The sequence below is a fragment of the Chloroflexota bacterium genome (genome assembly GCA_026706485.1).
Taxonomy (GTDB): Bacteria; Chloroflexota; UBA11872; order UBA11872; family UBA11872; genus JAJECS01.
Map to the genome: position 1 here is coordinate 57,483 of JAPOYR010000003.1, position 21,739 is coordinate 79,221.

The following is a 21,739-nucleotide window of genomic DNA, read 5'->3' on the forward strand; positions in this document are numbered from 1 at the left end:
CTCAACCATGCAGTTGGACCTGTTTCCCCTCCACACGGTGCTGTTTCCGCACATGCGGCTGCCGCTGCATATCTTCGAGCCGCGGTACCGCGTGATGATTCGAGCCTGCATCGACGAGGAGCGCCCGTTCGGCGTGGCGCTGATCCGCTCCGGAGATGAGGTTGGCGGGCCGGCGGAGCCGCATCCGGTGGGGACCACCGCGCGCATCACGCAGCACGAGACGCTGCCCGATGGCCGCATGAACATCGAGGCGGTGGGCGAGCAGCGCTTTCGCATCGATGCGCTGGAGCAGCAGGAGCCGCACCTGACGGCGTCGGTGACATTGGACGCGATGCCAGTGACGGATCCGCGCAATACGGCATCGCTGGCGGCTAGCGTGCGCGAGGACTACCGCCAGGCGCTGCGGCTCACGCTGGAGCTGCAGGGCGCGTTCGGCACCCACGAGGAACTGCCGCGCGATCCGGAGCGCTTCGCCTATTTCACCGCGTCCGCCCTGCCGGCCACCGCCAGCACCCGCCAGAACCTACTCGAATCGCCGAGCGTGGAGGAGCTGCTGGCCCGCGAGGCCAAGCTGATGCAGCGGTTGCTGCGCGACCTCAGGGAGCTATTGGAGACGCGGCAGAACTCGCGCCTGAATTAGGCCGTGGGCATCCGCGCCATGGTCACCGCCTCTACACTGGCCGCATCGTGCCTTGTGAACGGGCACCGCAACGAAGCGAGGGCTGACGCATGGTCAATCCATCCCCCTATCCGGTGAACATCACCGCCGAGTACCCGGAGCGCAGCTCGCGATTGCTCGCCTTCTGCGGACTGACCTTCCTGATCAAGGGGCTATTGCTCCTCCCGCACCTCATCGTGCTTTACTTCCTGTCGATCGTGGCGGTGTTGGCCCAACTGGTGGGTTACGTCGCCATCATCATCACCGGCTGGTATCCGCGGGGGCTCTTCGACTTCCAGGTCGGCGTGCTGCGCTGGAATCTGCGCACGAGCGCCTGGTTCCTCTCGATCGTCGACGAGTACCCGCCGTTCCGGCTGCAGGATTAGGGCAGGCGCTACCCTGACCTAGGCCCGTCCGCCTAACCGGCTGCCCCGTGTTCGCGCGGGGACGCCGCTCGCGTCCATGCTTGCGTCCGATCTGTCCGCCGACCGTCTTGAGCTGCCCGAGATCCTGGCGCAGGCCAGCACGTATGCCGGATTCGAGCCGGGTCGCGCCCATGTCCGCGCGCTCCGACCGACCACCGATCATGCCGAGGCGCGCGCCCGGCTGACGGCCACCGCCCAGGCGCGCTGGCTGCTGGGCGAGGCGCCTGGATTCAGCGTCGGCGGCGCGCAGGACGTTCGCGCGGCGGCCGATGCGGCCGCCCGAGGATCGCGCCTCAGCCCCACGGACTTGCAGGCCGTGGCCGCGCAGCTTCGCGCGGTGCGCCTGACCCGACGCACCGTGGAGACCCACCGCGCGGACGCGCCGGCGCTCTGGCGCATCGTCGCGCCGCTGGCGGACCACCCCGAGCTGGGCTCGCGCATCGACGCGACGTTCGACGAGCAAGGCCGGGTCGCCGACGCGGCCTCGCCTGAACTGCAATCGCTGCGCCGCCAGCTGCGTCAGGCCACGGCGGCAGTGCACGCGATCATGCAGCAGCAGCTCCGGTCGCCCGCCGCGCGCGGCGTGCTGCAGGAAGCCCTCATCACCGAGCGCGCGGGGCGCCAGGTGGTGCCGGTCAAGCAGGAGCACCAGGGCAGCTTCCCCGGCATCGTGCACGACACCTCCGCCAGTGGCGCCACGGTGTACATGGAGCCGCTGGCGGCCGTGCCGGCCAACAATCGCGTGCGGGAGCTCGAGGCGGCCGAGCGACACGAGATCGACCGGATTCTGCGGGCGCTGAGCGCCGACGTCGGCGCGCTGAGGCACGAAATCGTGGCGGGAGTCGACGGCCTGGGGGTGCTCGACGGCCTGCTGGCGCTGGCCCGGTTCGCGGATGCGCACGAGGCCGTGGAGCCAAGCATCGCGCCGGACGCGGGGTTCCAACTGAAGGAGGCGCGGCACCCCCTGCTGGAAGGCGACGTCGTACCCATCGACATCGAGATTCCAGCCGGCGGATCGCAGGCGATCGTGATCACCGGTCCGAACACCGGCGGCAAGACCGTGGCGCTGAAGACGGTGGGGCTGCTGCACCTGATGGCGGCCTGCGGCCTGCACGTGCCGGCCGCCGGCGCGCGGCTTGCGGTCTACGACCCCGTGCTGGCGGATATCGGCGACGAGCAGAGCATCGAGCAAAGTCTCAGCACCTTCGCCTCGCACATGCGCAACTTGGTGGCGATGGTGCGTGCGGCGGGACCGCGCGCGCTGGTGCTGACCGACGAGCTTGGCGCGGGCACGGATCCCACCGAGGGCGCGGCGCTGGGCCAAGCCATCCTCGAACGGCTGCTCGACGCCGGGGCCGTGGCGGTGGTGACCACGCATCATCCCGAGCTCAAGCTGTTCGCCCACCGGCACCCGCGCGCCCGAAACGCCAGCGTGGACTTCGATGCCGCCACCCTGCGTCCGACCTATCGCCTGCTGATGGACGTGCCCGGTCGCAGCAATGCCTTCGACATCGCCACCGGGTTGGGGCTCGATGCGGAGATCGTCGAGGCCGCGCGGGCCAAGCTCTCGGCGGAGTTTCGCGACGTTGAGGGGTTGATCGGCGCGCTGCAGCACGAACGACGGGAGCTGTCGGAGGCTCGGGCAACCGTGGCCGACGAGTTCGCACGGCTCACCGCGGCGCAGCACGACCTCGACGAGCGATTGGCGGGTGTCGACGCCGAGCGTGAGCGCGTGGTGGGCGATGCCCGGCGCGAGGCTCGCGCGCTGCTGCGGAAAACTCGCGCCGCGCTGCGGCAGGCCGAGCAGGCGGCGCGGCAGACGCCCGGCGCCTCGACCGATGTCGCCCGCCAGCGCATGCGGAATCTCGAAGCGAAGCTCGATGCGGCGAGTCCGCCGGCCGAGCTGCCGCGCGCGGCGCCCCTGCTCGAGATTCGGGAAGGGGACCGGGTGCGCGTGGAGGGCTACAGCCGCGAGGCGGTGGTGGTGGCGGTGGAAGACACCGAGGCAGTGATCGGCGCGGGCAACGTGCGCGCCCGAGTGCCGCGAGCGCACGTGCAGGAGGTGCTCGCGCCGCAGCCCCGACCCCGACCGCGGGCGCGCCGACGCGGTTCGGCGCTCCCAGCCGAGGTCCACGTACGCGGCGAGCGCGTGGTCGACGCCTTGGAACAGGTGGACCTGGCCCTAGACGCCGCCGTGCTGCACGGCGCGTCCGCCCTGCGGGTGGTCCATGGGGTCGGCACCGGGACGTTGCGCCGAGCAATCCGCAGCCACGTGGGCGACCATCCAAGCGTGCTGGACCTCTCCGACGCGGATCCCACCGCGGGCGGCGCCGGCGTCACCGTCGTCGCGCTGGCCGGCGGCTAACGACCGGCGCGCCCGCGCTCAGCAAACCCACCTCCGTTCGCCCTGAGCGAAGTCGAAGGGCGTCGTGCGTGGTTCGACAGAGCCTGTCCTGAGCCTGCCGGAGGGCTCACCACGAACGGGTTGGTCTGTAGGGACAGGTCTCAAACCCGCCCGAAATCCACCACGAGCGGAAGCGGCGCTACTGCTGCAGGATCTCGAACTCGACCTTGGGCTCGCGGCGCAGGAGCCAGCGTGCGAGGGCGCGGCGCACCGATTGATGGCGCGCGGCGAAGGCCAGGACCGACGCGGTCACGCCCAGGGCGCCGCCCACCACCAGCCCCATGCCGAGTCCGGTGCCGAATCCTCGCGACATGCGCCCTCCCGCGCCTACTGCAAGCGAGCCACGACGGGGGCGTCGCTCCAGAGCTCGTCCAGCCGATAGTACGCCCGCGCCTCGGGGGCGAAGACGTGAACCACCACGCCCCCAAAGTCGGCGAGCAGCCACCCGTCCGTCACTTCACCCTCGAATTGCGGATGCGATGCGGACGGGGGAACGGGTTCGCGGTCGAGGGCATCGCGGATGGCGCGCATCTGGACGGTGCTGCCGGCGGTGCACACGACGAAGTAGTCGGCAATGATCGTGAGCCCGCGCAGGTCCAAGAGGGCAACATCCGTGGCGCCCCTTTCCGCCAACACCTCGACCACACGGCGCGCGCGCTCGAGCGGGATCAGCGTGCGCAGTGCTCAGGCATCATGAGGTGCCGCGATTATATCCGACCCTCGGCGGCGTCCCCATTCGCGTAGAGCCCGTGTCGTTGAATGTAGTCGGCCACCGCGCCGGGCACGAGGCCTTCGAGCGACTCCTCAGCCGCGATGCGCCGCCGCACGTCCGACGCCGCGATGTCGCTGGCCGCGTCGTGGAGGATGCGAACCCGCGTCGCGGCCGCGGGATGGTCGTGGAGCAGGTCGTCGGGCAGCTCCGCGGCGTAGCCGGTCCGAGCCACCGCGACCACTTCGCTGATGGCGAAGATGGCATCCGTGTCGCGCCATGCCGCCATGGCCTCCAAGGCGTCCGTCCCGACGATGAGCGTGAACACTGCGTCCGGATGGGCCTTGGTGAGCGTTCGCAGGGTGTCAATGGTGTAGGAAGGAGCGGGTCGCGACAGCTCCAGGTCCCGAGCCTCCAGCCATGAGCAATCCCGCACCGCCAGGCGGCACATGGCGAGGCGATGGTCGGCGGACGCGTGCGGCGCGCCGCGAAACGGGGAACGGGCGGCGGGGATGAGCCAGACGCGGTCGAGCGCCCAGGCGTCCTTGACCTGCCGCGCCACGGCCAGGTGCCCGCAGTGCACGGGGTCGAAGGTGCCGCCGAAGAGTCCGATGCGCATAGTCCGCTACCGCACGACCAGCTGGCGCGGCCGGCCGCTGCCCACCGTCGCAAGCGCGGCGCGCACGAGCGCCGCCGTGCGCAGCGCGCCGGAAAGGTTGGGCGTCTCCGGGGTCGCCTGGCCGGTGCGGACCGTCTGCACCAGGTCGCGCACCGCGTCGGAACGGCCGTCGGAAGGACGCCAATCCGCCGTCACCACTTGCGAATTCCCCACCGCCCGGAATGCGTGCTTCGTGTCCGCCGCGTCGATCTCGGCGTCGTTGAAGCCGTCGAGCGCGGCCGTGGTGAAGCCCTCCGTCAGCATCACCATTCGCCGGCCGTCGGTGAGCTGCACGACGGCCGCGAGCCCCTCGTCAGGCCCATCCAGTCGGCTGACCGCGAATGCGGCGCTGCCATTCGGACCAAACTCCAGCGTGCCGGCCACGGTCGATGGCACGCCGGGATCGGTTGACGTCCCAGGCCCGGATTCGGCGTACACGCGATTCGGCGGCCGACCCATCAGGTGCGTCAGGATATCGAGCGTGTGGAAGGCCGCCGCGGGCAGAGAGTCGACGCCCGGCATCGTGACGTGCGCATGCATGAACTTGGGCGTTGGGAGCAGCCGTCGCGCCAGGCGCACGACGGGAGCGCTTCGCCAGGACAACGCGGCCAGTGCCGGCGTCGGCATCGCGCGCAGCGCCGCCCGCGACGCGGGGGTGGCGCCGAGCGACACCAGCGCACTGGGATCGATGAGCATGGGGAGGCCGGTTGACGCCGGCTCCGGCAGAGCTGCGGCCTCGGCAACGACGAGCGCTTGGGCCTTCGAGGGCTGGACGAGCTCCGCGTCCGCCACGGTCGCCGCGGCAACGGCGTAGCGCCCCGCCACGGGGCCTTCGCCCACCACAGCGACGCGCACGGGGCGATCCATAGCTATCGAATCTGCGTCCAGACCGGCGTCGCGTCAACCGCGCTACGATGCGGCGGGCAGCACAGCGAGACTCGCGGAGCGCACATGGCCACCGAAGCCCTGCGGCTGGAGGGTTGGGCTCTCATCCTGGGAGCGTCCAGCGGATTCGGCGCCACCACGGCGCGACACCTGGCGCGCTGCGGCATGAACGTGGTGGGCGTGCATCTCGACCGCCGCAACACCCAGCACCTCGCCGATGCCGTGCGCGACGACATCGAGGCCGCCGGAGGCCAGGCCAGGTTCTTCAACGTGAACGCCGCCGACGCCGATGCGCGCGCGCGGGTGCTGGACGAGGTCGCGCCCGAGCTGACGGCGCATCAGCCGCCGGTGCGCGTGGTGCTGCACTCGCTGGCCTTCGGCACGCTGCGGCCCTTCGTCGGCGAGGACGGCGAGCCCGGGATATCGTCGCGGCAGCTGGAAATGACCCTGGACGTGATGGCGAACTCCCTGGTGTATTGGACCCAGGACCTGGCGGCGCGGGACTTGCTGGGCGACGGCTCCCGCATTCTGGCGATGACCAGCGCCGGCTCCGACCGCATCTGGCCGGGATACGGCGCCGTGGGCGCGGCCAAGGCCGTCCTTGAAGCGCACGTGCGCCGGCTGGCCGTGGAATTGGCCCCGCGGCAGGTGACGGTGAACGCGCTGCGCGCCGGCGTGACGGACACTCCCGCGCTGCGCAAGATCCCGGGGCACGAGGAGCTGGTGGCCAACGCCCAACGGGCCAATCCCGGTGGAAGGTTGACCCGAACCGAGGACGTCGCGCAGGCCATCGCGGCTCTGGCGCTGCGCGAAACGAGCTGGATTTCGGGCAACGTCATCGGTGTCGACGGCGGCGAAAACCTCGCCGGCTAGCCCCGACCGGGCCGGCGCCGCACGCCGTCCGCCAAGTGGTTATGCTATGCCCCGAAATCGACGCCGGCCGCTTCCCGGCCGGTCGGGGGGCTTGACCATGTGACGATGCCGCGGGGCCGACGACGATTCCCCCGCGAACCTGTGGGAGCCCCCATGAGCAGCCGCGGCTGGTGCTCCCCCATTGTCTGCGCGGCAATGGCCTGTGACCCGAGCATCGGCGCTGGGTCGGAAGCGTCGTTTACTTTCACAGGAGCGTTTGCCCTATGACATTGCTCTGGTCGCGCGGCCAGCCCCGCTGGGTCGCGACCTTCCGTATCCTCGCCGCCCTTGCCATGGCGCTGGCGGCGTTTCTCATTGTTCGCGGCGTCGTCCTGGCCGCCGGCGATCCCGCCGGGGACGCCACCCTTGCGGCCGACCACGACGCAGGCGTCAACTTCGTCTGGACGCTGACCTCCGGCGCGTTGGTGTTCTTCATGCAGGCCGGGTTTGCGCTGCTCGGCGCCGGCCTCATCCGCGCGAAGAACACCGTCAACTACCTGACGAAGAACATCCTGGACTTCGCCGCGGCCGGACTCTCGTTCTGGGCCTTCGGCTACGCCTTCATGTTCGGCGGCTCGGGTCTGCCGGGAATGGCCGAAGGCAACGCCTTCATCGGCTTTTCCGGGTTCTTTCTGGTACGTGACGCCTATGACGTGCAGACGACCAGCTTCTGGTTCTTCCAGATGGTCTTCGCCGCCACCACGGCCACGATCGTGGCCGGTGCGGTGGCCGAGCGCACCAAGGTGACGGCCTACCTGGCCTACGGCTTCCTCGTCACGGCCCTGGTCTACCCCATCTACGGTCACTGGATGTGGGGCGGCGGCTGGCTCGGCGGCGAGCAGCTCGAATCGTGGGTCGGCGCCGCCGCGGTGGACTTCGCCGGATCGGGCGTGGTGCACACCATCGGCGGGGTTCTGGCCCTGGCCGGCGCGGCCACCGTGGGCGCGCGGCTGGGCAAATACGGGCCCAACGGCGAAGTGCGCAGCATTCCGGGCCACAACATGGTCTATGTGGTGATTGGGATGTTCGTGCTGTTCTTCGGCTGGTTCGGCTTCAACGGCGGGAGCACGGTGGCGGGGAATGACCTGCGCATCGCGGTCATCATCACCAACACCTTCCTGGCCGGAGCCACCGGCGCGGTTACGGCTGCCTACCTCGGTCTAGTGCGCACGGGTCGCATCAGCGCGGCCAGCACCAGCAACGGCGCCCTGGCCGGGCTGGTGGGCATCACGGCGCCCTGCGCCTTCGTGGCGCCCTGGGCCGCGGTGATCATCGGCGCCGTCGCGGCGGTGCTGATGCTGGTGAGCGTCCACGTCGTCGAGCACCGGCTGAAGATCGACGACCCGGTGGGCGCATCCTCGGTGCACGGCACCGCGGGCGTCTGGGGCCTGCTGGCCGTGGGCGTCTTCGCCGATGGGACCTACGGCGGCGTGAGCGGGTTCATCGCCGGCAACGGCTCGCAGTTCGTGGCCCAACTCATTGCGGCCGTCGTGGCCGTCGCCTGGGCGCTGACGACCGGTCTGCTGCTGTTCAACGTTCTCAAGCGGACGGTTGGCCTGCGCGCCTCACGCGAGGAGGAGCTGAGCGGCCTGGACCTGCCGGAGCACGGCGAGTCGACGTATACGCACGACGACGCCGAGCCCGAGGCGGAACCGGCGCCAGAGCCAGCGACCTAGTCGCGGATCGTCAGTCGACGGGAAAGGGGCGGGCCCTCCGGGGTCCGCCCCTTCGCGTCGGGAGAAATGCGCGGTATCCGGCCAGGCTGAATCGCGCCAAGACGCCCGCCTCTGGAGACCTTTGCGTACCCTTCGTCAATCCCGCGAAGGCGGGAATCCACCCTTCATTGAACCTGGGGGCGGACAGGATGCGCCCGGTCATCCCCAAGCCCGGCCGGATGTTGCCGAGGTCTCTCTTTGCGGGGATGGCGACCGGTGACGCGACCGACGGCTATTCCGCCGGCCACATGGCGCCGGGATTGAGACGCTGATCGGGATCGAATGCCCGCTTGAGCGCGCGCATGGCATCAAGCGTGGGCGGGGTCATGGCCTGGGCCGTGAACCCACGCTTGACCCGGCCGAGCCCGTGCTCGCCCGACAGCACGCCGCCGGCGGCCAGCCCCACGTCGGCAATGACCCCAAGCATGGCGGCGGCGGCCTCGCGCTCGGCAGGGTTTTTTGGGTCGTACAGCATGTTGGGATGAAGCGTGCCGTCGGCGGCGTGGCCAAAGATGGCAACGGGGACGCCACGGCGGTCGGCTTCGCCGCGGATGCGCGCGTAGGTGTCGGCCAACGCGCGACGGGGCACGCAGATGTCCTCGCCGATCTTGGCGGGCCGGATGCGGCTCAGCGAGGCCGTGAGTCCGCGCCGCGCCGCCCACCAGCGCTCGGCGACGGCGGCGCCGACCACGTCCACCTCCGCGCCCTGCCGGGCCAAGACCTCGAGAAGCAGTCGCTCGTCCGCCCGCACCGCCTCGGGCTCGCCGTCCAGCTCAACCAGCAGCACGGCGCCCGCGTCTTCGGGAAGACCGCGGGGTCGCGCCCGCTCGATGGCCTGAATCGTCCGTGCGTCCAGAAACTCGAGCTTGGCCGGCACGAGGCCGGATTCCAGCAATGCCGGCACGACGGCCAGCGCGTCCGTGGGCGACTCGAAGGCCGCCGCGCGCACCGCCCGTGCCGCCGGCGGCTCGATGAGGCGCACCTCGATCTGGGTCACGATGCCGAGCGTGCCTTCCGAGCCGATCAGCGCGTCGACCACCGGGCCATCGGCCGGGCGGGCGGCCTCGATCACCTCGCCTTGGGCCGTGACGGCGCGCAGGCGCGTGACGAAGTCCCGCGTGACCCCGTATTTGAACGCGCTGGCGCCGCCGGCGTTGGTGGCCACGTTGCCGCCGAGCGTGGACCCGGCCTCGGAGGATGGGTCGGGTGGATAGCAGAGGCCGTGCGCCGCCACGAAATCGCGAAAGGCATGAGTGACCACGCCGGGCTGAACCACTGCCAAGCGACCATTCGCATCGAATCGTTCGATGTCCTGCATGCGATTGGTGTCAATGACCAGGGATTGCGGCGGCGGCACGGCGGAGGCGGCGAGGCTGGTGGCGCCGCCGCGCGCCAGGCAAGGAACGTCGGCGGCAGCCGCCGCGCGAACGAGCTGCCGGATCTCCGCCTCGCTGTTGGGGAACGCGACCACGGCCGGCTCTCCGCGATAGCCCATCGTGGCGTCGTAGGCATAGGTCCACAGGGCATCGGGGTCGTCAACGACATTGGCGGCGCCAACGACGGCGCGGGCGCGGTCGGCCAGGGTCACGGGCTGCCGCCGCGATCGGAGTCCTGACAGCAAGCTATCCGTCCCGCCGCCACCTCCGTGTCACTCCGAACGAACGTGAGGAATCTCAGGACGTTGGTGCAGGCTCCGCGCCCCTTGGATTCCTCGCTGCGCTCGGAATGACAGCTAGCGGTGCTCAAATGACATCGGTGAGTCGGAATCCACGGGACTCGAACGCGCGACCGAGCATCCGGCTGGTAGACGACAATGTTCGTCTTTTGTACGGTATTGCCGTGCACACCCATGGGATTTCCCGCCGGCGAATCAGCCAGATGGCCGCGCGGCTCCGCTTCATGCCCGGCGGGTCGGGCTGGGCCCCAATCGTGGACGTGGCAGACTACGCCGCCCAGCGTCAACTGGTGCGGCCGATCACGCTGCCGCTGCCCGCCGGACTCGAGGCCGCCCTGGTGCCGCGGCGCGCGCGTTTGCCGCTGTTGCTCTTGGGCGCGCACGTCCTTCCCGCCTGGAGAAACGTCAGCGTGGCGCACGAACTCGGCCACCTGACCCTGCACCAGGGACCGGCCGGCGTTCCTCATCCTCGGTCCGCCAGCCGGCGGACGGAGTGGGAAGCCGACCGATTCGCCATGGAACTGCTGTTGCCGGACGTCCTCGTCACGCGCTACGCGCTGAGTGCGCGCGGAGGCATCGACGACGTGGCGGCTCGGCTGGTCGTGCCTCCGGCCGTCCTGCGGCGGCGTCTCCGTGAACTCGGTGCGGCTAGGACGCCTTCTTGAGCAGCGGCAGGCCGGTGCGCGGATTCTCCGAGACTTCGTAGCCCGCGGGCAGCGCGTCCAACACGCCGTCCTTTTCGGTCTGCGCGAAGAAATAGATGGTCTGCTCGCGACCGCCCCGCAGCGTTACGTTCCGCGAGTGTAGGTAGTACGTCTTGCCCGATTTCTGGCTCACTACGCTGTACGCCACTGGCGTTCCCCCCAAATCTTTGTCGGCTTCAAGGATTCTACAAATCGGACCGGAGCATACTTTGTAACGCTCTTTGCAGAAAGTCCGCCAGTGCCCCAAGACCATGCATCCGACTCCTCAACCGGGCCGGACGACCGGTCTGTCCTGAATGCGGCGCACGTTTCCGCCGAGCTCCGGCGGCGCGGCCACGATGTCGATGTGCGGTGTCATGAGGTGGTGGACTCCACGCAGGACGTAGCGCGGGAGGCCGTGCGTGAAGGGCCCGGTGGGCCGGTGCTGGTCGTCACCCGCCGCCAGTCCAGCGGCCGCGGTCGCCGCGGCCGACGCTGGCTGCTCGCGCCGGGCGGGCTGGCGTTCACGCTGGCCATTCAGGCTCCGCCCGACGCTCCGGCCGCCTGGCCCACCATGGCCGCGGCCCTTGGGGCAGCGCGTGCGATCGAGGCCCACGCGGGCATCGCGCTCGGCATCAAGTGGCCCAATGACCTGGTGCATGGCGGACGCAAAGTCGGCGGCGTGCTGGCCGAGGCCCATGGACCGTGGTCGCTCGTGGGCGTGGGACTCAACGTCAACAGCTCTCCGGGAGTGGCGAACGATACTCCAACGGCCTGCCTGGCGGAGATCCGCGGCGGCGCGCTGGACCTGTCGGCGCTGCTGATCGAGCTGGCGGCGGCAATCGTGGGCGCGTTGGTGGCCGACGCGACCTCGCGACAGGCGCTGCAGCAGCCCTGGAATGAGCTGTCGGTCGTCCTGGGCGAGCGGGTATTCGTGAGCGGGCCGGACGGCCACGTCTATGGCCGCGTCGAGGCGCTGCCGGCCGACGGCAGTCTGCATCTGGCGCTGGGCGACGGATCGCGCCGCGTGATCACGACCGGAGACGTGTCCCTGCGCCTGGATCGGACCGGATGAACCACGTGCGCGCGCTGCATTGGCTCGCGCTGGCGGCGGTGACCGGCCTGGCGCTCGGCCTGCGGCTGTTTGGCCTGGACTGGGATCAGGGTCACCACCTGCACCCCGACGAGCGCTTTCTGAGCATTGTGCTCACCCAGATCCACCCGCCGACCGACCTGGCGATGTATTTCGACCCCGCCGCATCGCCCTACAGCCCGTTCAATCAAGGGATCGGCTTTTTCGTCTACGGCACGCTGCCCGTCTTCCTGGTCGACTGGCTGAGCCGGCTGCTGGGCATGCAGGGTTACGACCAGGCCTACCTGGTGGGACGCGCGGCGTCGGCCATTGTGGACACCGGCACGGTGGTGTTGGTCTATCTGCTGGGACGGCGCCTGCTGGGGGCCTGGCCGGGGCTGCTGGCAGCCCTGCTGATGGCACTGGCGGTGCATGCCATCCAGCTCTCGCACTTCTTCACAGTCGACACGTTTGCGACCTTCTTCAGCACCGCTGCGCTGTGGCTGCTCGTGCGCGCGGCCGACAAGCCGCGCTGGCTGGATCTCGGCTTGCTTGGGCTGGCCATCGGGCTGGCCCTGGCGAGCAAGCTGAGCGCCGGGCTGCTGCTGGTCCTGGTAGCGGCATGGTGGGGGGTGCGGGGCTGGCGGGGCCGGCACTTGCGGTCGGGTCGGACCGCCGCGGCGGCCTGGATCGGCCGAGGCGTCCTGGTCGCCGTCGCGGCGGCGCTCGCGTTTCGGGTCGCCCAGCCCTACGCCTTCGCGTCCGCGTCGCCGCTGGACTGGCGGCTGGGCGAGCCGTTCCTCGACGCCGTGTCCCAGCAGCAGGCGATTCAAACCGGGACCTACGACTGGCCGCCCGGCGTGCAATGGGCCGGCACCGCTCCCTACCTGTACCCGCTGAAGCAAATCGTGCGCTGGGGCGTGGGGCCGGCGTTCGGCGTCGCCGCCCTCATCGGCATCGGCGCGTCCGCGGTGATGCTGTGGCGCGGCCGCCGTCACCCCCTGGCCCTGCCCCTGGCCTGGGCGGCGCTGACGTTTGGCTACGGCGGGGCCCTGGTGCTCAAGACCATGCGCTATTTCCACCCGCTCTACCCCGTGCTCGCCCTGGTGGCGGCGTGGGTGCTGGCCGAGCTGTGGCGCCGTCGCGACCGCATCCCACACATTCCCACCAGATTCGCGTCCCCCGCCATCGTGGTCGGCGGAGGTCTCATGGTTGCCGCCACGGCCGCGTGGGCGGCCGCCTTCATGCAGGTCTACGCGCGCGAGCATCCGCGCGTGGAAGCGTCCGCCTGGATCCACGCCAACGTGCCCCCCGGCGCCCACGTGCTCACCGAGCACTGGGACGATCAGCTCCCGCTGGGGCTCCCCGGGCTGCCCCACGACCGCTACGCCTTCAGCCAGCTGCGCGTCTTTGACCGAGAGAACGTCGACAAGCGGGGCCACCTGATTCGAGCGCTCGACGCCTCCGACGTGGTGGTGCTCTCCAGCGACCGCGGGGCGGCCACGATTCCCCGCATGCCGCAGCGATATCCGCTGGCAGGCCGCTACTACGACGCTCTCTGGGACGGGACGCTGGGGTTCCGGCTGGCCGCGCAGTTCGAGTCGCGGCCATCGCTCGGTCCGTGGCCGATCGACGATGCGAGCGCCGAAGAGGCGTTCACGGTCTACGACCACCCGCGCGTCTCGGTGTTCCTCCGCGACGCGCCCAACGTCGCCGCACGGGTGGCGGCGAGCCTGGCGGAGGTCGACGAGCGCGGGGCCGTTGCGGTGCTGCCCAAGGATTCGCAGTCGGCCCCAATCCTTTTCACTCCGGAGGCCGCCGCTGCGGTGCAGCGCGACGCCGGTTGGCCCGACGTCTATCGCACACGTCCGCTCGAGGGCTGGGCCGCGGTGCTGGCCTGGTACGGCGCGGGCCTGGCACTCACGCTGGCGCTTTGGCCGCTGCTGGCGCGGGCGCTGGGGATGCTGCCCGATGCCGGCTACGCCGCCGCGCGCGTGCTGGCGCCGGCCCTGGCGGTGCTGCCCGCCTGGTGGCTGGCCAGCGTGGGGCTGGCGCGCTTCGACGCGCCGAGCATCGTCGGCGGCGCCGGGGCGCTGGTGCTGGTCTCCGCCGCGGCGTGGTCTCGCGGCGGAAGGCCGTGGTCGGCGCTGCTTCCGCGTCTACGCACCGCGCTCATCGTCGAAGGCGTCTTCCTCGTCGCGTGGGCCGGATTTCTGGCGCTGCGCGCGGCTAATCCCGATCTGTGGCACCCCGTGTTCGGCGGCGAGAAACCCATGGACTACGCCCATCTCAACGCCATCATCCGGACACCGACGTTCCCGCCGCACGACCCGTGGTACGCCGGGGGCCATCTGAACTACTACTACTTCGGCCACGTGCCGACGGCCGCGCTGAGCAAGGTCCTGGGCGTGCCGCCGGGTACGGCCTACAACCTGGCGCTGGCCGGCTATGCGGCGGCCATGGTTGCCGGAGTGTTTGCCGTGGGTCACGGCGTGTGGACCTTGCTGCGGCGACCGGGCTGGCGGGCCGTGGCCGTAGGCGTCGCGGCGGCGCTGTTGGTGGTCGTGGCCGGCAACTTGCAGTCGGCCGTGCAGCTCGTGGAAGTCGCACGCAACCACGCCGCCGACCCGACGTCCGGGTGGAGCGTTCTGGCGCAGATTCCGGCCGCCATCGGCGGCGATCTGGCGGCCGACTACGACCTCTGGGCGCCCACGCGGGTTATTCCGGACACCGTCAACGAGTTTCCGTGGTTCACGTTTACCTACGGCGATCTTCACCCGCATCTGATGAACCTGGCGGCAACGGCCACGGCGCTCTTGGGCGCGCTGGCCCTGGTGGCGCTGGGCGAGCACCGGCGGACGGGCGGGACCGTTCGCTGGTCCTCATGGGCAGCCGTTCTGGCGTTTCAGGCGCTCGTGCTGGGGCTGCACCGGGTCACCAACCCGTGGGACTTTCCGACCTATCTGGTCGTGACGCTGGCCACGCTGGCCTACGGACTCTGGCGCGCGGGCGAATTGGGCGGGCGAACCGTCATCGCGCTGACGGCGGGGGCCGGTGCGGGACTCGTGGCCGCGAGCCAGCTGCTGTTCCTGCCGTTCCACCGGCACTACGTCGAGTTCTACGGGGGCGTGATTCCCACCCCGCAAACCACGTCGGCGGTTCAGTGGCTGCTCATCTTTGGGCTGCCGACCGCCGTCGTGCTCACCCTGGCGGCGCGGACGGTCACGCCGGCGTTGGCCGGTCGTCGTCGCAGGAGTGGTCGCGGCGTTCCCACCGTGGCCGCCGCCGTCCCGGCCCTGCTGGCGGTTGGCGCGTTGGCGGCTGCGCTGGTCTGGGGGGCGGAACCATGGTCCGCGCGTCTGTTGCTCGCGGGTCTCGTGGGAACGGTCGGCTTGGCGGCCTGGCGCGTGCGCGACCGGCCGCACGTCCTCGTTCCATTGGCCCTGTTCGGCGCGGCGGTGCTACTGACGGCGATTCCGGAAGTGGTGGCCGTGCGGGACGACATCGGCCGGCTCAACACGGTCTTCAAGTCGCACCTGCAAGCCTGGGTGCTGGCCGGGCTTGGAGCGGCGATCGCGCTGCCGCAGGTTGCGGAGGCGCTTTGGCGGGGGCAATCGCCATTGACCCTGCCGTTTCGCGCGGGCTGGGCCGTCGTGCTCGCCGGCCTCCTTGCGGTGGCCCTGATCTACCCGGCGGCCGCGACCCCGCACAAGCTGAATCTCCGCATCCAGCCGCTGCCCGCCACGCTGGACGGCGAGGCCTTCATGGACGGCGGCGAGATCCTGGACGAGGGCAAGCCCGTGAGCCTGACGCCCGACTCTCGTGCACTGACGTGGCTGCGAGAAAACGTAACGGGCGCGCCGACCATCGTGGAAGCCCCAACCACGATCTATCGCTGGGGCGGTCGCGCGTCCGTCTACACCGGCCTTCCCACGGTTGTCGGGTGGGATTGGCATGCGCGGCAGCAGCACTGGGGCTACGTGCACGCGGTGGACGCGCGCATCGACGACGTGCAGGAGCTGTTCGAGACGCACAGTCCGTTCCGCGCGCGCGCGCTGCTGGATCGGTATGGCGTGGACCTGATCTACGTCGGGCCGCTGGAGCGCGCGCATCACGACGGTCCGGCTCTGAGCAAATTCGACGCCATGGGCGACCTGGGCGTGACGCCGATCTATGCCGACGACGGCGTCACGATCTATCGCGTGAGGCCGGTGCCCGAGCGCCCCGTGACCGGACCGCGGGGATAGGTGCTCCGCAGCGGCTAGAATTCGACCCGACGCCAAGGAGACCTCATGGCCGCATCGTTTCTAACCCGCGCCGTGCTGCAGCAGATCACGCAGCGGGTGCTGGCCAACGTCATCGAGCAGCTGCCCCAGCGCATGGCGTCCGGGACCGAGCCGGGGACCGCCGGTGACCGGGAGGCCGCGGAGCTGCCGCGGCTCAACGCGATGGCCCTCTCGCAGCTGCAAACGCGTCTGGCGGAGTACGAGGCGCACTTCGAGGCCATGAGCACGCGCATGGCCCGCATCGAGCGCGAGGTGGGATGGCGAACGACCGTGCGCATCGCGGGCGTCGGCGTGCTCGGCTTGGGATTGGGCTTCTTGATCGCCGTTGCGGTCGGTGCCCTGGGGTGGATCGGCTAGGCCGGCTGCGCCGCCCGTGATCAGCCCTCGAGCGGCTCCCGCAGCCACGCCGGAACGTCGCGCGCCGCGTGCAGGACCCTCCAAACGTCGATGTCCGCCTCTCGCTCAACGTAGAAGACGAGAAAGGGAAGTCCACCCACGACCCACGAACGCAGGCCGGGGATATCCAACTCACGTGCATCGCGGGGCGAACCGGTTGCCGGAAACTCCCCCATGCGGCGGAAGGCTTCCTCCAGCGCGTCGATGAAGGCCAGCGCGACTTCCGACCGCGCCTCGGCCAGGAAATGCTCGACAGCCTCGTCCACATCGCGTCGCGCCCGCTCACGAAGGACAACGGGCTTGTTGGTCACCCCTCGCCGGCGTCGCGCACCCGATCGCGCAGCCGGCCGAAGTAGTCCGAATCGGCGGTGACCGCCGGCGGCGACGCCGCGCCTTCGAGTAGCAGGTCGTGCAGGCGCTGGAGATCGTGGTCTTTGCGGATCAATTCGCGGACGTATTCGCTCGACGAGCTGTAGCCGCGCGACCTGACCTGCCGGTCCACGAAGGACTTGAGGGCCTGGGGAAGCGAGATATTCATCGTGCTCACAAGGCAACACTATGGCCATTGGCAAAAATTGGCAAGATTCAGCCGACGGCAGCCGGCGAGCCTCCGGCCTTGAAGCCACGTCCGGGGCGGGTGGACCCCTAGCCGGCCGGCGGAGGCAGCGAGACGCTGCCCGCCTCGGCCGCGTCCTCCGTCGCCGGCGCGATGAGTTCGACCGTCACCACCAGCAGCAACGGATCGTCGGGATCGGTCGCGTCGACGCGATAGGCAATCCGCACGACCGCGCCCGGCTCGACGCCGTCCGGCACCAGATCCGCCGCGTCGTCCGGAATCCAGAACTCCACGCCGCCAACCCGGAGGACATTCTCCGCAACGCTCTGGACGATGCCGCGGAGCGTTGCCAGGCGTTCCACCTCGACCTCTGATCCGTCGTCGTCGTCCGGGGTCGGCTCGGGTGAGACGGTTGGTTCGGGCGTGGGGGTGGGTTCCGGCGTTGGCGTCTCGCTGGGGGCCGGAGTCTCCGTCGGCTCTGGTGTGGCCTCGGGTGTCGGAGACACGGTTGGTTCTGGCGTCGCCGTGGCTTCCGGTGTGGGCGTCTCCGTCGGAGCCGGGGTCTCGGTCGGTTCCGGCGAAGGCGTGGCCTCCGGGGTCGGTGACTCGGTCGGTGCCGGGGTTTCCGTTGGCTCCGGTGACGGCGTAGCTTCCAGCGTCGGGGTAGTCTCCGGCGTCGGCGTCTCGGTCGGCTCCGGCGTAGGCGTGGTCTCCGGCGTCGGTGACGCGGTGGGCGCCGGGGTCTCCGTGGGCTCCGGCGTGGCGGTCGCCTCCGGCGTCGCCGTCTCCGTGGGTTCAGGCGTGGCGGTCGCCTCCGGCGTCGGCGCGGCTTCCGGCGTCGGCGCGTGACCCAAGTTCACCAATCGCAACTGGCCGTCGCTGTCGAGGACGGCCACGACCTGGACCCAGTCGCCAATCGCGATGGCCAGGTCAACCTGGGCGGCCGGCTCGTCGGCGCCGGGGAGGCGCACCGCGATCCCCGAAACCAAGAGCCGGGCGTCGTCTTGCGCGTCAAGTCGCCCAACCAGCACCGCCTGCTGCTCGGCCACGGCGACCTGATCCGACGACGGCGGCGACGATTCGGTCGGCGCGGGCGACGGCGTCTCCGCGTCTGGAGTAGCCGTAGGCGCCGGCGGCGTTGCGGTTGCCTCAGGCGGCGTGGTAGGCGCCGGCGACGGCGAGGGCGCGGCCGTTGGGGGCGGCGGAGCCGGAGCGGCCGTCGTCGCCGGTGCCGGGGACGGCGTCGGCAGCTCGGCGGACTCAGCCACCACCCCCGGAGTCGCGGTGGGCAGCAGCGCCAGGTTGGGTCCCCGGCGTGCGTCCAGGAGTCCCTCGTCAGCCGACTGGCTGGCCACGGCAATCGGCTCGCGGACATCGGGCGCCAAGGCCTCGGTCAGGCCCTGGAGCCGCGATTGATGGTCGCGCAGCCGGCTCCTGAAGTCAGCCACGACCGCCGCAGCGTCCTCCCGGTCGGCGGGACCGGCAGCCGCGCTGGCGATGCTCAACGCGCTCACGCCCTTGCGCAGCGAGTCCCGATAGGCATCAATGGCGTGCTGGACGGCGGTTCGGTCACCGGCGGGCGCCGTCTGCTCGATTTCGCGCAGCCGCGCCTCGGCGTGCTCGAGGTAGAGAGTTGCGCGCTCATCCTCGGACACGAAAGCGACGCGCAGCTCCTCGAGGGATAGGCGATATCCATAGAGCGCGCTGCCCGGACCGCTGTTGACGGCGGCAAGCGTGACCCCGCCATAGGCCACGAGAGCCACCGCCACCGCGGCCACCACGCCGGCCAGGCGCACCGGCGCGAGGGGCGGTAGGCGCGGGATCAGGCGATCCCACAGTGAGGCGATGGGCCGAGGCGGTGCGGCGGCGCGCCGCTGCAGCTCTTGATCGATCAGAGCGAGTCCACGGGCCATCTCGGCCGGCGTCATCGGCGGCGGCGTCATGGCCTGCAGGTCCAGCGCGACCACCAGAAGCTCGCGCAGGTCCGCGGCCATTTCGGGGTAGTCGCGGAGCACCTGGTCGAGGGAAGCCTCGCCACGCTGCACGCGGTCCAGGCTCTCTTCGAAAGCAGCCTGGAGTTCCTGGCTCATGCCGAGTCCCCTTGCAAAACGTTGCGCAGCGTGGCTATCGCCCGAAATTGCAACGCGCGCACGGCGGGCTCGTTACGGCCCATCAGCCGGCCGATTTCGGCGTGGCTCAGACCTAGGGCAAATCGATAGGTGATGACCTCGCGTTGATCGTCGGTGAGGTGGCGCATGGCTTTGCGCAGCTCTTCCCGCCGCGAGATGGCGTCGAACTGCGAGTCCAACGTGTCGGACGGGTTGGCCAGCAGGCCCTCTTCGAGGGGCACCGTGTCGCGCGCGGCGCGCCAGTGGTCGACCACCACGTTTTTCGCAATGCGATAGAGCCAAGCCGTGAACTCGCCGGTCGAGCGGTGTTCGTAGCGCGCGATCGCGTCCATGGCTCGGATGAACGTCTGGTTGGTGAGGTCCTCGGCCAACACGCGGTCATGGGTCTGATAGGCGATGAATCGCTGGATCTTGGGCGCGAAGAGGCGGTACAGCTCACCAAACGCCTCACGGTCGAGACGCATGGAGGCCTCAATGAGCGCTTCGAGGTGCTCTTCCGGCGATGCGGTATCCACGTCCAGGGCGGCGGTCCTGCCAGCGTCGTAACGCGTGGCTCGATGGAGCGTTATGCGGGGCGGCGAGGCCGCCTATTCCATCATAGGGCCGGACTCGGCCGCACTTCAGGCACGGTCGGCGAACCAGGCGCGCGTCCGCGCCAGCCCCGCGGCCAGATCGACGCGCGGCGTCCAGCCAAGCGCCTGACGGGCCAGCGCCGCGTCGCCGATGTAGCGGGCGACCTCGGCCTCGGGATGCGGGTGCGGCACGTGGCGGACCCGCCTGGGATCGCCGGCGATCAGGGCCGCAAGCTCCGCGATCGACGTTTCGGCGCCGGAGGCAAGATTCAGCGTGCGGCCGACCGCGGACTCCGTCGCCGCGTCGACGATGCCACGCGCGCAGTCGTTCACGTAGACGAAGTCGCGCGTCTGCGCCCCGTCGCCGTGCACCTCGAGCGACGCTCCGGCCAGGTTGCGGCTCAGGAAGCGCGCGACCACGCCGCCCTCCGCGTCGTCGCGCTGCCAGGGTCCGTAGACGTTGAACGGGCGCACGGTGGTCAGCCGCAGGTCATAGGTCCGCGCGTAGCTCTGCGCGATGACTTCGGCGGCCAGCTTGGAGGCGGCGTAGGGAGAGGCGGGGATCGCCGCGGCGTCTTCCACGAGCGGTTCGTTGGCCGCGGCGTAAACGTGACAGGTGCTCACCAGGACGAGGCGCAGGTCCCGGCGGCGGGCGGCCTCGGCCACGACCAACGTGCCCAGCACGTTGGTCCGCATGGCGCCGGTCGGATCGCGCACGCTCGCGCCGACCGCGACGTCGGCGGCCAGGTGATAGATCACGTCCACGTCTGCTGCCGCGGTGTTCACGGCGTCGGCGTCGGTGACGTCCGCCTGGACCAGCCCGCAATAGGCCGGATCGCCTCCAAAGTCATCCAAGCTCGCGTCGCGGCTGCGCGACAGGTTGTCGAGCACACGCACCGGCTCCCCGCGCCGTAGCAACTCGGCCACCACGTGCCGCCCGATGAAGCCGGCGCCGCCGGTGACGAGCGCGCTCAGGCGTCGACCTCCCGCAGCCAGTCCGCCATGCGCGCGATGCCCGTGGCCAGCGGCGTCTCGGCGCGCCAGCCCAGCTCGCGCTCGATGCGGCCGGTGTCGGCGCACAGCGCCGGCAGGTCGCTGCGCCGCCCCGGCATCACCTGCACGGCGCTCGTCGAGCCGGTCGCGCTCACGATCAACTCGGCGAGGTCGCGAATCGAGGTTTCCTGTCCGGTGCCGATGTTGAACACCGAGCCCGCCAGGCGCGGACCGGCGGCAAGCACGCGCGCATATGCGTCGACCGCGTCGTCGATGTACATGAAGTCGCGCGTCTGGGTTCCGCCGCCCTCCACCCGCAGCGGCTCACCGCGCAACGCGCGCACGATGAAGGCGGGGATGACGGCCGGATAGCCGACGAGGTTCTGATGCGGGCCAAAGGTGTTGAAGTTGCGAATCACCACCACCGGATGCCCCCACCAGCGGTGGATCGCCAGGCAGTGCATCTCGCCGGCCACCTTGCTCGCGGCGTAAACCGACCGCGGCTGGAGCGGATGCCACTCGTCCATCGGCACCCGCACCGGCGCGCCGTAGACCTCGGGCGATGAGGCGTAAACCAGCAGCGGCGGCCGCCGCATGCCGGCAATGGCGTGGGCGAAGCGAAAGGTCCCCTGCTCGTTGGCGGCGAAGTAGCCGGCCGGGTCGTCCATGGACTCCGGCACCGAGATTCGGGCCGCGTAGTGCACCACGGCGTCGGGCGCCAGGTCCTCCAGGCGCTCGGTGGATAGGTCCGCGAAGTCGCCCGCCACGACCGTCAGCCGATCGCAACCCGCCGCCTCGACCGTGAGCGGGTCCGGGCCGGGATATTGGCGCGAGAAATCGTCGACGCCGATCACATCGGCGTGCGGATCGTCGGCCAGCAGGCGGCGCGTGAGGGTGATGCCGTACATGCCGGCCGCGCCCGTGATGAGCACCCTCATGCGAGCGTCAGGCCCAGCGACGCACGGCAGGCAGTGGCGAGTGCGTTCACGGAAGCCAGAGTATATGGCGCGC

21 protein-coding genes are annotated in these 21,739 nt (G+C 70.5%); 9 read left to right on the forward strand and 12 right to left on the reverse strand.

The annotated features are described in order from the left end of the window. The first annotated feature begins 7 nt into the window (after positions 1-7). The 3 genes from OXG79_02310 to OXG79_02320 all read left to right on the forward strand — a co-directional run bounded on the left by OXG79_02310 (position 8) and on the right by OXG79_02320 (position 3,448). Entirely contained in the window at positions 8-640 is a 633-nt protein-coding gene (locus OXG79_02310) for an LON peptidase substrate-binding domain-containing protein (protein MCY3782598.1), read from the forward strand. An 89-nt stretch (positions 641-729) separates the two neighbouring features. Next, positions 730-1,044, forward strand: coding sequence for a DUF4389 domain-containing protein (locus OXG79_02315; protein MCY3782599.1), 315 nt, complete (start codon positions 730-732; stop codon positions 1,042-1,044). Positions 1,045-1,120: 76 nt separating this feature from the next. Continuing rightward, the gene (locus tag OXG79_02320) at positions 1,121-3,448 is read left to right on the forward strand and encodes a Smr/MutS family protein (GenBank protein ID MCY3782600.1); all 2,328 of its coding nucleotides are present in this window, start codon (positions 1,121-1,123) and stop codon (positions 3,446-3,448) included. A gap of 178 nt (positions 3,449-3,626) precedes the next feature. On the opposite strand, the gene OXG79_02325 is transcribed toward OXG79_02320, so the two are convergent. The 4 genes from OXG79_02325 to OXG79_02340 all read right to left on the reverse strand — a co-directional run bounded on the left by OXG79_02325 (position 3,627) and on the right by OXG79_02340 (position 5,709). Continuing rightward, positions 3,627-3,800: a hypothetical protein gene (locus OXG79_02325; GenBank protein MCY3782601.1), complete on the reverse strand. Its 174-nt coding sequence runs from the start codon at positions 3,798-3,800 to the stop codon at positions 3,627-3,629. Between the two features lie 14 nt (positions 3,801-3,814). Then, the gene (gene rsfS / locus OXG79_02330) at positions 3,815-4,132 is read right to left on the reverse strand and encodes a ribosome silencing factor (GenBank protein MCY3782602.1); all 318 of its coding nucleotides are present in this window, start codon (positions 4,130-4,132) and stop codon (positions 3,815-3,817) included. A gap of 62 nt (positions 4,133-4,194) precedes the next feature. Continuing rightward, positions 4,195-4,815 (reverse strand): nicotinate (nicotinamide) nucleotide adenylyltransferase, encoded by a 621-nt coding sequence (nadD, locus tag OXG79_02335; protein MCY3782603.1) that lies wholly within the window; start codon positions 4,813-4,815, stop codon positions 4,195-4,197. Between the two features lie 6 nt (positions 4,816-4,821). Further along, positions 4,822-5,709 carry a hypothetical protein gene (locus OXG79_02340; GenBank protein ID MCY3782604.1) on the reverse strand — a complete coding sequence of 296 codons (888 nt, stop codon included), beginning with the start codon at positions 5,707-5,709 and terminating at the stop codon, positions 4,822-4,824. A 96-nt stretch (positions 5,710-5,805) separates the two neighbouring features. On the opposite strand from OXG79_02340, the gene OXG79_02345 reads away from it, so the two are divergent. After that, positions 5,806-6,612, forward strand: coding sequence for an SDR family oxidoreductase (locus tag OXG79_02345; GenBank protein ID MCY3782605.1), 807 nt, complete (start codon positions 5,806-5,808; stop codon positions 6,610-6,612). Positions 6,613-6,875: 263 nt separating this feature from the next. Further along, positions 6,876-8,327, forward strand: a complete 1,452-nt coding sequence (amt, locus tag OXG79_02350; protein MCY3782606.1) for an ammonium transporter — start codon at positions 6,876-6,878, stop codon at positions 8,325-8,327. 271 nt (positions 8,328-8,598) lie between these two features. Here the strand turns inward: amt and OXG79_02355 are convergent, their stop codons facing one another. Beyond that, positions 8,599-9,954: an FAD-binding protein gene (locus OXG79_02355; GenBank protein MCY3782607.1), complete on the reverse strand. Its 1,356-nt coding sequence runs from the start codon at positions 9,952-9,954 to the stop codon at positions 8,599-8,601. Between the two features lie 290 nt (positions 9,955-10,244). Here OXG79_02355 and OXG79_02360 point away from each other — a divergent pair, with 290 nt between their 5' ends. Next, positions 10,245-10,706: an ImmA/IrrE family metallo-endopeptidase gene (locus tag OXG79_02360; protein ID MCY3782608.1), complete on the forward strand. Its 462-nt coding sequence runs from the start codon at positions 10,245-10,247 to the stop codon at positions 10,704-10,706. Here the strand turns inward: OXG79_02360 and OXG79_02365 are convergent. Next, on the reverse strand, positions 10,690-10,893 hold the full coding sequence (locus OXG79_02365; GenBank protein ID MCY3782609.1) for a hypothetical protein: 204 nt from the start codon (positions 10,891-10,893) through the stop codon (positions 10,690-10,692). The two genes, OXG79_02360 and OXG79_02365, sit on opposite strands and share 17 nt — an antisense overlap. A gap of 216 nt (positions 10,894-11,109) precedes the next feature. Here OXG79_02365 and OXG79_02370 point away from each other — a divergent pair, with 216 nt between their 5' ends. Genes OXG79_02370 through OXG79_02380 form a run of 3 tightly spaced genes read left to right on the forward strand, consistent with a single transcriptional unit; the run spans position 11,110 to position 16,439 of the window. After that, positions 11,110-11,799, forward strand: coding sequence for a biotin--[acetyl-CoA-carboxylase] ligase (locus tag OXG79_02370; protein MCY3782610.1), 690 nt, complete (start codon positions 11,110-11,112; stop codon positions 11,797-11,799). Continuing rightward, positions 11,796-16,043, forward strand: a complete 4,248-nt coding sequence (locus tag OXG79_02375; GenBank protein ID MCY3782611.1) for a DUF2298 domain-containing protein — start codon at positions 11,796-11,798, stop codon at positions 16,041-16,043. The genes OXG79_02370 and OXG79_02375 overlap by 4 nt, the downstream gene beginning before the upstream one ends. A gap of 45 nt (positions 16,044-16,088) precedes the next feature. After that, positions 16,089-16,439, forward strand: a complete 351-nt coding sequence (locus OXG79_02380; GenBank protein ID MCY3782612.1) for a hypothetical protein — start codon at positions 16,089-16,091, stop codon at positions 16,437-16,439. Between the two features lie 20 nt (positions 16,440-16,459). Here the strand turns inward: OXG79_02380 and OXG79_02385 are convergent, their stop codons facing one another. The 6 genes from OXG79_02385 to OXG79_02410 all read right to left on the reverse strand — a co-directional run bounded on the left by OXG79_02385 (position 16,460) and on the right by OXG79_02410 (position 21,666). Continuing rightward, positions 16,460-16,789, reverse strand: a complete 330-nt coding sequence (locus tag OXG79_02385; protein ID MCY3782613.1) for a type II toxin-antitoxin system RelE/ParE family toxin — start codon at positions 16,787-16,789, stop codon at positions 16,460-16,462. Then, positions 16,786-17,025: a type II toxin-antitoxin system ParD family antitoxin gene (locus tag OXG79_02390; protein MCY3782614.1), complete on the reverse strand. Its 240-nt coding sequence runs from the start codon at positions 17,023-17,025 to the stop codon at positions 16,786-16,788. Before OXG79_02390 ends, OXG79_02385 begins: the two co-directional genes overlap by 4 nt. A gap of 98 nt (positions 17,026-17,123) precedes the next feature. After that, positions 17,124-19,124, reverse strand: coding sequence for a DUF5667 domain-containing protein (locus OXG79_02395; GenBank protein MCY3782615.1), 2,001 nt, complete (start codon positions 19,122-19,124; stop codon positions 17,124-17,126). Further along, positions 19,121-19,678: an RNA polymerase sigma factor gene (locus tag OXG79_02400; protein MCY3782616.1), complete on the reverse strand. Its 558-nt coding sequence runs from the start codon at positions 19,676-19,678 to the stop codon at positions 19,121-19,123. The genes OXG79_02395 and OXG79_02400 overlap by 4 nt, the downstream gene beginning before the upstream one ends. A gap of 105 nt (positions 19,679-19,783) precedes the next feature. Continuing rightward, on the reverse strand, positions 19,784-20,815 hold the full coding sequence (locus tag OXG79_02405) for a GDP-mannose 4,6-dehydratase (GenBank protein ID MCY3782617.1): 1,032 nt from the start codon (positions 20,813-20,815) through the stop codon (positions 19,784-19,786). Then, positions 20,707-21,666 (reverse strand): GDP-mannose 4,6-dehydratase, encoded by a 960-nt coding sequence (locus OXG79_02410; protein ID MCY3782618.1) that lies wholly within the window; start codon positions 21,664-21,666, stop codon positions 20,707-20,709. Before OXG79_02410 ends, OXG79_02405 begins: the two co-directional genes overlap by 109 nt. Positions 21,667-21,739: the final 73 nt, after the last annotated feature.